Source organism: Dietzia aerolata (assembly GCF_014144865.1).
GTDB classification, from domain to species: Bacteria; Actinomycetota; Actinomycetes; order Mycobacteriales; family Mycobacteriaceae; genus Dietzia; species Dietzia aerolata.
In genome coordinates, this window is the sequence record NZ_JAALDM010000234.1 from 1 (window position 1) to 11,411 (window position 11,411).

The window sequence follows — 11,411 nt, forward strand, 5'->3', positions numbered from 1 at the left end:
GTGGCCGGCGGCGTCATCCGTCTGCGGGGTCGGGCCCACCACGGCCCACAGGGCGGCGAGGGCGAGCGGGACGACGATGAGGACCAGCCCGAGCAGGCGCCGCGTCAGGCCCGGCCCGGCGGACTCGGAGTCGTCGGGCCCGATGCGATCGGGACCGGCGTCGGCACGCTCGGAGTCGGCGGACTCTGCGTCAGCGGGCCCAGTGCCTTCGGGCCCGGCGTCGGTGGGCTCTGCGCCGGCGGTCTTGTCGTCGTCGCCCGTATTATTCTCGTCCACCTCGGCGTCCGTCGCGCCTTGACCAGACGGCGTGTTCGAGGGGGCCTTCGAGGGACTCATGCGGGCAGAGTAACCGCTGTTCGGCCCCGTTCCCGCAGATCAATCGGCACGTCCCAGAATCTGCGTCAGAGTTGGTTGTTAAACTCCTGCAAGATCGGGCACACCCGACGTGCCGTCGGATGTGGCCTCCGTCACCACCCTCGGCTGCCCCCTCGCAGCGTCAGACCTCGCGCGCTGCGGCCCGCAGGAAAGGAGCCATGAGCCCCGTCCTCGCACTCACCGCGGCAGGCCTGGCCACCGTGCTCGCATGGCCGCTGACCCGCATCTTCGGCCGCGCGGCCGGCTGGCCCCTGGCAGCGCTCTACCTCCTGGGAGCAGTGGCGCTGACCTCGCCGATCTCACTGGCGATGGCGGACATGCCCGTCGAGGTGGTCCGCATCCCGTGGGTACCGGCACGCGACTGGACCCTGGACCTGTTCGCCGATCCCACGGGGCTGTTCTTCGCGATGCTCGCGCTGGTGATCGGCGCGATCGTGCTGATCTACTCCACGTCGTATCTGCCCGGGCTCGACCGCAGCGGCGAGGGACCGCGGCGGGGTCCGCAGCACTACGGCTTCTACCAGCTCATGACCCTGTTCACGGTCTCGATGCTGGGGCTGGTCCTCACCGATTCGCTGATCCTGCTCTTCATCTGTTGGGAACTGACGTCACTGGCGTCGTTCGCGCTCATCGCCAACTCGGGCCGAAAGGCGTACTCGTCGGCGCTGCGCACGCTGGTGCTGACGTTCATCGGCGGGCTGGTCCTGCTCGCGGCCGTGGTGGCGATGTGGCTGCGCACCGGGACCACCTCGATCTCGCAGATCCTCGGCCACGAGGTGTGGGCCACCGATTCGGGGTTCACGGCGGCGATCGCCGTGGCGGTGGCCGTAGCGGCGTTCACCAAGTCGGCCCAGTTCCCGTTCCACTTCTGGCTGCCGGACGCCATGGCCGCCATCACCCCGGTCAGTGCGTATCTGCACGCCGCGGCAGTGGTCAAGGCCGGCATCTTCCTGCTCATGCGGTTCTCGCCGATCTTCCACGATGTTGCGGTGTGGAACGCGCTGCTCGTGACCGTCGGCATGGGCACGGCGATCATGGCTGCGCTGTTCGCCCTGCAGAAGACCGACCTCAAGCAACTCATGGCCTACTCCACGGTCAGCCAGCTCGGCTGGATCATCGCCACGATCGGCATCGGCACTCAGGCCGCCCTCGCCGCGGCGGCGCTGCACACGCTCGCGCATGCACTGTTCAAGTCGGGCCTGTTCATGCTGGTCGGCGTGGTGGACCACGAGGCCGGATCGCGCGATATCCGCGATCTCGGACCGATCTGGCGGCGCATGCCGTGGACGTTCGGAGCCACCGTCCTGGGGGCGGCCGCGATGGCCGGTATCCCGCCGACGCTGGGCTTCGTGTCCAAGGAATCCATGCTCACCTCGTTCAGTGACGTGGCGGGCGGCCACGTCACGGCGGTGACGGTGCTGCTGGCGGCCGCGGTGGTCGGCGCAATCCTCACCTTCCTCTACTGCGCCCGCATCATCATGGGCGGATTCCTCGGGCTCTACAAGCGTGACCGTGGCGCGGCCGGGGCCGACGCGGAAGCCGTGGCCGGCGAGGCGCAGACCACCGTCCCCGATGCGGCCGACGTGCACGAGGCGCCGGTCAGGCTGTGGCTACCGGCGGCGATTCCGGCGGTCATCGGACTGCCACTCGCGATGTTCGTGGGCATCCTCGACGCGCCGATCGCCGCGATCGCGAAGGCTGCGGCCGGGCCGCTCGGGTGGCAGCCGCTCTATCACGACAGGATCGCCCGCCCGCCCCTGCCCGACGACTTCAACCCGGCGGACCTCGAATACGAGCCGCACCTGTCCCTGTGGCATGGCGTCACCCTTGAGCTCGGTATCACCGCCCTCATCCTGATCGTGGGAGCACTCCTCGTCTGGCAGCGGCGGCCTCTTGACCGGGCCCTGGCCCGCGAGTTGCTGCCGTTCACCGGTGCCTCGCTGCTCGAGTCCCTGATGCGGTCCGTCTCCAGCGCCGGCCGGGCCCTGCTGCGGCCGACTGCCTCGGACTCCCCGGCCCGCCACGCCGGCGCGCTCGTCGCGACCGTGTGTCTCTACGGCCTGGGGCTCGGCGTGTGGGCGCTGACGACCGGGGCGACGCTGCCGCCCCAACTCGGCAACCTCAACCGCACGATCGACTCGATACTGCTGATCGTCGTGGTGGTCGCCGTCCTCGGACTCTGTGCCGCGCAATCGCGGCTGGCCGCCGTGGTACTGCTGTCGGCGGTCGGGATCGCGGTGACCGTCCAGATCTTCGGTCTCGGAGCCCCCGACGTGGGCCTGACACAGCTGCTCGTCGAGGCGCTGACCATCATCGTGTTCATGCTGGTCCTACGCCGACTGCCCAAGGACTTCATCGCCCCGACCCGGGCGCGGCGCAATGCCGCGATCGTGCTCGGTGTGGCCGCAGGACTCGCCGCGACCACCGCCGTGCTGGTGTTCAACGGACGCCGCGAGCGCTCCCCGATCGGCATGTACCTGCTCGAGAACGGACCGGAGATCACCGGCGGCGCCAACGTGGTCAACACGATCCTCGTCGAGTTCCGTGCACTCGACACCTTCGGTGAGGTCTCGGTCCTCGGTGTGGCCGGCATCGCGATCCTCGCGGTCCTCGGCTCGGTCCGGTCCCGCGCGAGCAACCAGACCGTCGACAATCAGGATGACGACTTCCTGCCCGGCACCGAGAAGTCGGACGGCAGGGCCTCGAACGCGCTGGAGGATGCCACCCGGAACACCGCCCCACTGCGACTACTGTCGCGGACTGTGGCCCCGGTCCTGGGCGTCGTCGCGATCATGCTGCTGTGGCGCGGCCACAACGAGCCCGGCGGCGGGTTCATCGCCGCGCTCGTCGCCGCGTGCGCGTTCGCGCTCTACTACCTGTCGCGCGAATCCGACTCGCCGGTCAGTAGACCGTCCACCCCGGTGATGCTCATCGGCGGCGGACTCATGCTGGCCGGCCTCACCGGGGTCGGCGGCTACGCCCTCGGCGCGTTCCTCGAGCCCGCCCACTGGTACATCCTCGGCCAGCACATCACCAGTGCGCTGATCTTCGACCTCGGCGTCTTCGCCGGCGTACTGGGGTTGGTCATGACCGCGTTCAACACGCTCGGCGCAGGCGGCACGGCGGTCGACGCCGTGCCCGGCACCGAACTGCCGGGCCACACCGGACAGGTCGACCGCGCAGCCGAGCGCGCCGAGGGACCCGCGAAGTCCGAGCAGTCCGCGAAGTCCGAGCAGCCCGAGGAGGCGACCCGATGACCCTCGCGATCATGGTCGGTGTCCTCACCGGCGGCGGCGTCTACCTGATGATGCAGCGCGGCATGGTCCGCGTCATCTTCGGCCTCGGCCTGTTCAGCCACGCCGTCAACCTCCTGCTGCTCACCAGCGGAGTGTCCGCGTGGCGTCGCGAACCGCTCGCGGACGTCAACAGCACGGACGTCTCCGCCGACCCACTGCCCCAGGCATTCGTGTTGACCGCGATCGTCATCACGCTGGCGGTGACCGTGTTCATGCTGTCGCTGGCCGTGGTCAGTCGCGACGACGACACCCACGACATCCCCGACCCCGGCGACGAGCCCCGGGCAGACCCGGATTCCGCAAGCACCGGACCGCCCACCACCGCAGGACAGGAGCGTGACGCATGACCGCGCTGCTCCTGCCACTGCTCGCCGCCGGGCCCGTCATGGCGGCCGCGCTCGCCGCGATGCTGCCCTGGCGCATCGTGGGCCGCCTACTCGCGCTGGCCGTGCCGACGATCACCGCGATCTCCGGGCTCGGCCTGCTGGTGCAGCACCACACCGAACCGGTCGTCGCCACACAGGTGGGCGGGTTCATCCCGGGGGTGGCGATCCCGATCGTCTCCGACTCGTTCACCGCGCTCATGCTCGTCGCGACAGGCGTAGTGGCCGCGCTGTCGATCCTGTTCTGCGACCTCACCGGCGAGTTCGCCCGCAGCCGCTACTTCGCCCCGCTGGTGCTACTGCTCCTGGCCGGCGCGAACGGTGCCCTGCTGACGGGCGACCTGTTCAACCTGTTCGTGTTCGTGGAGGTCATGCTCCTGCCGTCGTACGCGCTGATCGCCATGACCGGCGGCTGGCGCCGGCTCGGCGTGGGCCGACTGTTCGTGGTGGTCAACCTGCTCACCTCCACCGTCCTGCTCGCCGGGGTGGGCTTTGTCTACGCCTCCGCCGGGGCGGTCAACCTCGCCGCGTTGGCCGGTGCGGCAGGTGAGGACGGCCGGGTCGCCGCCGCACTGGGCATCGTGGTGATGGCGCTGTGCATCAAGGCCGGCGCGGTCCCGGTCCACGGCTGGCTCCCCCGCGCCTACCCCGGCACCTCGGCCGGCGTGATGGCCCTGTTCTCGGCACTGCACACCAAGGTCGCGTTGTACGCGGTCATCCGGATCTGGGCCACGGCGTTCGACCTGGACCCGGCGTGGGGCCGCGTCATCCTGGTGGTGGCACTCATCACGATCCTGTGGGGCGCCATCGCCTCGGCCGCACCGTTCGACGCCCGCGAGATTCTCGCCTGGCAGATGGTCTCCGGCGTGGGCGTGATCCTCGCCGCGCTGGTCGTGGCATCCGCGCCGGGCGGGGCGATCGTCTACATGATCCACCATATGGTCACCATCGGCGCGCTCATCATGCTCGTCGGTGCGGCCGAACACATCTACCGCAGCGACCGCCTCGGCACACTGACCGATCTGTGGCACCGCGAGCGACCGCTTGCCGTGCTGTTAGTCCTAGCGATTGCCGCCCTCGTCGGACTGCCTCCCACCTCGGGTCTGATCGGCAAGCTGGAAGTTTTGTCCGCCGCCGTCGAACCCGGCACGGTGTGGGGAATCGCCACCGTCGTCGTAGTCCTCCTCGGGTCCCTCATCGGCCTCGTGGCGACGCTGCGGTTGTGGCGAGGCATTGCCTGGCGCGACGTGGCGCCAGACGGTGAGTCACCAGGAAAATCTGACGACGACGAGACCATCCACCCCCGCCCCCGGATTCCGGCCCGCCTGCTGGTGCCGGGAGGGGCGCTCGTCGCGGTCTCGGTGGCGCTGTTCCTCGGCTACGGCGCGGTGGCCCCGGAGGTCGACCGGGCGGTCGGCGGGCTGGTCGACACGGCGGCGTACGTGCAGGCGGTGCTCGGCGGGCCCAACGCGCTGACCTCGACAACTGTGGGAGGCGTCTCGTGATCGGGCGGATACTGCGGGCCCCGCTCGTGCTGGGGTGGCTGCTGTGGAACGTGGTGGCGTCGTCGTGGGCGCTGGCCGTTACGGCGCTGACCCCCGGCCCTGTGGGCGATCCGGTGCTGGTGCGGTATCCGATGCGCAGTCGCACCGACCTCGAGGTGACCGCGCTGGCCTGGGCGATCACCGTCACGCCGGGCACGCTGGTGACGGTCATCGGCGAGACCGACCTGTGGGTGCACGTCGTGCTCGGTGGGCCGCGCGAGGAGATGATCGAGCTGCTCGCCGAGACCGAGAAACGCACCCTGTCCGTACTGCGAGGGGAGAAATAATGAGTCCTTTACTCACCGTTCTCCTGGCATTGGCCACGGTGATAGTCGCGGCGAGCATGCTGGTCGCGGCGTACCGCGCCTTCCGTGGCCCGGGCGACGCCACCCGCGCCGTGATGGCCGACCTCACCTACTTCTGTGCCGTCGCACTGTTCGTGATGTTCGTGATCCGCGTGGGATCGGCGGTCGCCCTGGACGTGGTGATGCTCGGCTCGCTCCTCGGCGTGCTGTCCACGGTCGCGTTGGCGCGGCTGCTGTCGAGAGGTCGGAGGTGAGTGCGATGGGAAACCCAGTCGTGATCGATCTGCTGATCGGTGTCCCCGCGCTGCTGGGTTCGCTGTGTTTCCTGGTCGCGACTGTTGCCATGAACCGGGCCCGCGACGCGCTGACCCGGATCAACATACTGTCCGTCGCGACCGGATTAGGCATGATGTTGTTCATCGTGGCCGCGTACGTCAACGACCTCACGGGCGGTTTCCGCTGGCTGGGGTTGATCATGGCGCTGGTCGCGTTCGGCGCGACCGTCGTGGTGACCTCGGTCGCCTCCATCACGCTGGCCCGGGCTGCCTACCGGGCCGACCCTCAGCTCGACCCCCGAACCGCGTACGACGATCTCTCAGGAGTGCAGTGACGTGAGTGCCCCCTCAGGCGGATCCCACGAGTCCACGTACCCGGCAGGCGATTCGGCTGGCGGAGACGCTGCGGGCGGCGGCGTGGTCACGCAGATCTCCCGCGACCCCGCGCTCGCCGAGCGGTACATCGACGGATTGATCGCCGACGGTGACCTGCGCGCCGCGGGCGAGGCCTTGGCCACGATGCCGCAGTGGCTGGTCGTGGATGTTCTCGAGCGGACCGAGGCCAGGGACCGGGGCGTGATGTTCCGTCTCCTGGCCAAGGACACCGCGAGCAGCGTGTTCGAGGACCTCGACCCGCCCCTTCAGTCGGAGTTGATCCACGACCTGCATGACGAGCAGGTCCGGGACATCTTCGCCGAGCTCGACCCCGACGACCGCGCGGGCCTCATCGACGAACTGCCCGCCAAGGTCGCCAACCGCCTCATGCGGGAGCTCGACCCGGAGGAGCAGGCCCTCACCGCCGCGGTGCTCGGCTACCAGGTCGGCTCCGTCGGCCGCCGCATGAGCCCCGAGTACGTGTCCACCCACCCGGACACCACGGCCGGGCAGACGCTCGAGCGGGTCAAGCAGCGGATCGACCAGACCGAGACGATCTACGCGCTGCCCGTCACCGACAACGAGCGACACCTCGTGGGGATGGTCGGTCTACGGTCGGTGATGAAGGCCGACCCGGAGACCCCGATCCGCGATCTCATGAACGATGCCGTGTCCGCGCGGGCCATCGAGTCGGACGAGACAGCCGCCCGCCGCGCCGCGGACGAACGCCTGATCGTCATGCCGATCGTCGACAAGGAAGATCGGCTCGTCGGGATCCTCACCATTGACGACGCGCTGCAGATCCTCGAGGACGCCGACTCCGAGGACGTCGCCCGCCAGGGTGGCGCCGAGCCGCTGGGCAGGCCGTACCTGTCCACCCCGTTCCGCGCCCTCGTGCGTTCCCGCATCGTGTGGCTGCTCGTCCTGGCCCTGGGCGCCACGCTCACAGTGCAGGTGCTGGAGGTCTTCGAATCCACCCTCGAGCAGGTGGTGGCGCTCTCGCTGTTCGTCCCGCTGATCATCGGTACTGGCGGCAACACCGGAAACCAGGCGGCCACCACCGTCACGCGCGCCCTCGCCCTGGGCGACGTGCGCAAGAGAGACGTCGCGCGAGTGCTGTGGCAGGAGGCCCGCACCGGCTTCACCCTGGGGCTGATCCTCGGCGGTGTCGCCTTTGCCGTCGCCGGCCTGGTCTACGGGATGGACTTCGGGCTCGTGATCGGGCTGACCCTGCTCACGCTGTGCACGATCGCGGCCTCGGTGGGCGGGATCATGCCGCTGCTCGCCAGTGCCGTGCGCGCCGACCCCGCGGTGTTCTCCAACCCGTTCATCTCCACCTTCGTCGACGCGACCGGGCTGATCGTGTACTTCCTCATCGCCCGCGCGGTGCTGGGACTGTAGCGGGTCCGGCCCGCCGCGGCCTCCGGGGCTGGTGCATCTGGCCGAACTGGGCTTGCCGGGCTGGTCTGGCCAGGCAATCCCGTCCCGATCTCATCGAGAAGAAGGTTCGGCCCGCATCGTGCGAGTAGGTCCGTGCCGAACCCACTTCTCGTCGGCCCAGCCGGCCCAAAACGGCACGAAGCCCGACCCCGCGAGACGGAATCGGGCTCCGGCGCGGCCGCCCCACCTACCGGGCGGAGCAACAGCGGAGGCTGGTCAGGCCGACTTGGCCTCCCACATCCAGTGGAGCTGCTCTAGGCGCGAGCTGATCGAGATGAGCAGGTCCTCGGTGATTGGGTCGCCGCCGGCCTTGGAGATGTTGCCGCGCAGACGGACGATGGTCGCGGCGAGCGCCTCGGTCATCACCCGGATGACCTTGTCGTCCGAGGACCAGTCGGCTGCGGCCTCGTCGAGTGCGGAATCGGAGGCGACGGTCTTGGCACGGCCGTCGGGGCTCACGCCCACGGCGGTGGCGCGCTCGGCGACCTCGTCGGTGAAGGTGCGGGCGTCGTCAACGACCTCGTCGAGCGCGACGTGCACGCTCTGGAAGCGCGGGCCGACGACCGACCAGTGAAGCTGCTTGGCGACCAGCGACAGGTCGATGAGGTCGACGAGCGTCTCCTGCAGGGAGGCCGACACGGCCTCCTGGTGCTCGGCGGGGACGAAGGAGGTGATGGGACCGTTCTGTGTGGCCATGATGGCTCCTCTCCGGCCCGGCATTCCGGGCCAACTCCGGCCCGGCGCTCCGGGCCTACTCAGGTCAACTGACGAAGGTGCAGAAAAACACCGGCGGGAGGGACCGTTCCCTGATCGGCCCCTCCCGCTGGCGGCTATACCGCCGATCGGCGCGCGAGCGCCGCTGTGCCTCAGTCGTTGAGGCGGTGGTTTCCGCGGGGGCCGGCCTCGACCTTGGCCTTGACGGCCGCACCAAGGTCGGGATCGACGGCGGTCCAGTACGCGTAGACGCGCTCGAGCAGCTCGGTCTCGGACGGGTCGATCGCGCTGACGTGGCCGGCGATGTTGCCGTGCAGGCGCTCGCGGGCGGCGTCGTCCATGACCTCGCGGTACAGGATCGTCGCCTGGACCTGATCGGTGTCCTCGGCGTGCTTCTTGATGGGGCCGCGGAAGACCTCGGAGCCCTCGGTGTCCCAGGCGCCGAAGTCGTAGGCCCTGGCCGGGTCGGCGGTGGGTCCGTCGATCGAGTTCGGGTGGTACTCGGGCACCGCCGGGTGGTTGAACTCGTACGCCATGGAGCCCTCCTTGGAGTAGGAGTTCACCGGCGAGAGCGGCATGTTGACCGGCAGCTGCTGGTAGTTGGCGCCGATGCGGTAGCGGTGGATGTCCGGGTACGCGAACACGCGACCGAGCAGCATCTTGTCGGGCGAGAACCCGATGCCGGGCACGATGTTGGTGGGCGCGAACGCGGCCTGCTCGATCTGCGCGTGGTGGTTCTGCGGGTTGCGGTTCAGGGTCATGGTGCCGACCTTGCGCAGTGGGTAGTCCTTCTGCGACCAGGTCTTGGTGAGGTCGAAGGGGTTGTACTTGTAGCCCTCGGCCTCATCGACCGGCATCACCTGCAGGTACAGGTCCCACGACGGGTACTGGCCGTCGCGGATGGAGTTCCACAGGTCCTCGCGGTGGTAGTCACCGTTGGTCCCGGCGAGGGTGTCGGCCTCGTCCTGGGTGAGGAACTCGATGCCCTGGTTGGTCTTGAAGTGGAACTTGACCCAGTGGCGCACGCCCTCGGCGTTGATCATCTGGTAGGTGTGCGAGCTGAAGCCGTCCATGTGGCGCCAGGTCTTGGGGATACCGCGGTCGCCCATGAGCCAGGTGACCTGGTGGGTGGACTCGGGGCTGAGGGTCCAGAAGTCCCACTGCATGGCGTTGTTGCGCAGGCCGGAGCCGTTCTTGCGCCGCTGCGAGTGGATGAAGTCCGGGAACTTGATGGCGTCGCGGATGAAGAAGATCGGCGTGTTGTTGCCGACCATGTCGTAGTTGCCCTCGGTGGTGTAGAACTTCAGGGCGAAGCCGCGGGGGTCGCGCCAGGTGTCGGGGCTGCCCTTCTCGCCGGCGACGGTGGAGAACCGCGCGACCATGGGGGTCTTGACGCCCTTCTGGAAGAGGGCGGCGCGGGTGATGTCGGAGATGTCCTCGGTGGTCTCGAACTCGCCGAAGGCACCGGAGCCCTTGGCGTGCGGGATGCGCTCGGGGACGTTCTCGCGGTTGAAGTGCGCGAGCTTCTCGATGAGGTAGAAGTCGTGGATCGGCTGCGGACCCTGGCGGCCGATCTGGGCGCTCTTCTCGTCGTCCGGAACCGGAACGCCGCCATCGGTGGTGGTGGGCGCCTTGGGCTCGATGTTGCGTACTCCGCGGTCAGCGGGATGCTGCGATGTCACGTCGGTCGCTCCTCATTGTGCTGGTTGGGTACTGCCGGCCTGGGGGTTCAGGTTCCGGGTCGAAAATGTGGTCCGCATCTCAGTCTGCGACGAGAAGGGCCTCGCTCGCCTGACATTCGGGACATATGCCCCAGTAGTTGACCTCGGCTTCATCAATCGCGAAGCCGTGATCGTCATCCGCGTCGAGGCATGGGGCGTGCCCGATCGCGCAGTCGACGTCCTTGATCTGGCCGCATTGGCGGCAGATGAGGTGATGGTGGTTGTCGCCGGTGCGTCGTTCGTACCGGGCCGGAGACCCAGCCGGTTCGATGCGCCGCATGAGTCCGGCGGCGGTGCAGACCCGGAGAGCGTCGTAGACGGTCTGGGTGGAGACGGCGCCGAGCCGCTCCCGCACGCTGGTGGCCACGTCCTCCGCCGCGATGTGCGGATTGGTGTCGACGACGACGAGGACGGCCAACCGCGGAGAGGTGACCCTCAACCCGGCGCCCCGAAGTAACTCTTCGGGCCCTTCCATTGCTGTCGTCATGGCACCCACCATAGTAGGCAATCTGGAATTAGTCCAGATTTGGAGGAAATCGCTTCTAAGAATTTTTCTCGACAGCGCCCGGACCACCCACGGAGACCGAGGAGGCGCCGAGGCCGCATCATCAGCCGACGCGGTCAGGCCGGCGAGGAATGCCGGGTGAGGGGTCGTTGTCGTCGTCGCCCCTTCTTCCTGCGCGGGCTCCGACTAGGCTTGCTCGCGACATCACGACGCCGCAGGAGGACGCCATGACGCAGACCGCCGAGAACGCCAGCCCCCAGGCCACAGGGCCGGTGGTGTGCGGTTATGACGGCTCGCGCGATGCCCGCCGGGCGGTGGCGTGGGCAGCGCAGTGGGCTCGCGATCACGGCGCGCCGCTGCGCATCATCTCGGCGGACCGGGCCGTGGGCCGCGTGGTGGCGTTCGATGAGACGGCGCGCGCGAACGTCGAGGGCGCGATGCGGGACCAGCTGGCCGAGCTGACCCAGGATGTGGATGC

Annotated in this window: 11 protein-coding genes and 1 pseudogene; 8 read left to right on the plus strand and 4 right to left on the minus strand. The window is 68.9% G+C overall.

Translation table 11 applies throughout. From position 1 onward, the window contains the following. Positions 1–336: pseudogene (locus tag G6016_RS13485) on the minus strand (hypothetical protein); the annotation flags it as partial. 197 nt (positions 337–533) lie between these two features. Between G6016_RS13485 and mbhE the strand changes: the two are divergent. The 7 genes from mbhE (at position 534) to mgtE (ending at position 7,954) form a co-directional block, all read left to right on the plus strand. After that, the gene (gene mbhE / locus G6016_RS13490) at positions 534–3,632 is read left to right on the plus strand and encodes a hydrogen gas-evolving membrane-bound hydrogenase subunit E (protein ID WP_182633150.1); all 3,099 of its coding nucleotides are present in this window, start codon (positions 534–536) and stop codon (positions 3,630–3,632) included. Beyond that, the gene (locus G6016_RS13495) at positions 3,629–4,018 is read left to right on the plus strand and encodes a sodium:proton antiporter (protein WP_182633151.1); all 390 of its coding nucleotides are present in this window, start codon (positions 3,629–3,631) and stop codon (positions 4,016–4,018) included. Before mbhE ends, G6016_RS13495 begins: the two co-directional genes overlap by 4 nt. After that, on the plus strand, positions 4,015–5,559 hold the full coding sequence (locus G6016_RS13500; RefSeq protein WP_182633152.1) for a proton-conducting transporter transmembrane domain-containing protein: 1,545 nt from the start codon (positions 4,015–4,017) through the stop codon (positions 5,557–5,559). Before G6016_RS13495 ends, G6016_RS13500 begins: the two co-directional genes overlap by 4 nt. Further along, positions 5,556–5,885, plus strand: a complete 330-nt coding sequence (locus G6016_RS13505; RefSeq protein ID WP_182633153.1) for a Na+/H+ antiporter subunit E — start codon at positions 5,556–5,558, stop codon at positions 5,883–5,885. Before G6016_RS13500 ends, G6016_RS13505 begins: the two co-directional genes overlap by 4 nt. Continuing rightward, positions 5,885–6,157: a monovalent cation/H+ antiporter complex subunit F gene (locus G6016_RS13510; protein WP_182633154.1), complete on the plus strand. Its 273-nt coding sequence runs from the start codon at positions 5,885–5,887 to the stop codon at positions 6,155–6,157. Before G6016_RS13505 ends, G6016_RS13510 begins: the two co-directional genes overlap by 1 nt. A gap of 5 nt (positions 6,158–6,162) precedes the next feature. Beyond that, positions 6,163–6,513, plus strand: coding sequence for a cation:proton antiporter (locus tag G6016_RS13515; RefSeq protein WP_182633155.1), 351 nt, complete (start codon positions 6,163–6,165; stop codon positions 6,511–6,513). Between the two features lie 94 nt (positions 6,514–6,607). After that, positions 6,608–7,954, plus strand: coding sequence for a magnesium transporter (gene mgtE / locus G6016_RS13520; protein ID WP_182633159.1), 1,347 nt, complete (start codon positions 6,608–6,610; stop codon positions 7,952–7,954). 255 nt (positions 7,955–8,209) lie between these two features. Here mgtE and G6016_RS13525 read toward each other — a convergent pair whose 3' ends face one another. The 3 genes from G6016_RS13525 to G6016_RS13535 form a co-directional block, all read right to left on the minus strand. After that, the gene (locus tag G6016_RS13525; RefSeq protein ID WP_182633156.1) at positions 8,210–8,689 is read right to left on the minus strand and encodes a Dps family protein; all 480 of its coding nucleotides are present in this window, start codon (positions 8,687–8,689) and stop codon (positions 8,210–8,212) included. A 170-nt stretch (positions 8,690–8,859) separates the two neighbouring features. Then, positions 8,860–10,389 (minus strand): catalase, encoded by a 1,530-nt coding sequence (locus tag G6016_RS13530; RefSeq protein WP_338403611.1) that lies wholly within the window; start codon positions 10,387–10,389, stop codon positions 8,860–8,862. Positions 10,390–10,468: 79 nt separating this feature from the next. After that, complete coding sequence (locus tag G6016_RS13535) at positions 10,469–10,915, minus strand: Fur family transcriptional regulator (RefSeq protein WP_182633157.1); 447 nt, start codon at positions 10,913–10,915, stop codon at positions 10,469–10,471. Between the two features lie 245 nt (positions 10,916–11,160). Between G6016_RS13535 and G6016_RS13540 the strand changes: the two genes are divergently transcribed. Continuing rightward, on the plus strand, positions 11,161–11,411 hold a 251-nt coding region (locus G6016_RS13540), incomplete at its 3' end, for a universal stress protein (protein WP_182633158.1).

Coding starts and splice junctions, on each gene's coding strand:
- G6016_RS13515 (WP_182633155.1), top strand. CDS start 6,163: ATGGGAAACCCAGTCGTGATCGATCTGCTGATCGGTGTCCCCGCGCTG.
- G6016_RS13510 (WP_182633154.1), top strand. CDS start 5,885: ATGAGTCCTTTACTCACCGTTCTCCTGGCATTGGCCACGGTGATAGTC.
- G6016_RS13495 (WP_182633151.1), top strand. CDS start 3,629: ATGACCCTCGCGATCATGGTCGGTGTCCTCACCGGCGGCGGCGTCTAC.
- G6016_RS13525 (WP_182633156.1), bottom strand. CDS start 8,689: ATGGCCACACAGAACGGTCCCATCACCTCCTTCGTCCCCGCCGAGCAC.
- mbhE (WP_182633150.1), top strand. CDS start 534: ATGAGCCCCGTCCTCGCACTCACCGCGGCAGGCCTGGCCACCGTGCTC.
- G6016_RS13500 (WP_182633152.1), top strand. CDS start 4,015: ATGACCGCGCTGCTCCTGCCACTGCTCGCCGCCGGGCCCGTCATGGCG.
- G6016_RS13535 (WP_182633157.1), bottom strand. CDS start 10,915: ATGACGACAGCAATGGAAGGGCCCGAAGAGTTACTTCGGGGCGCCGGG.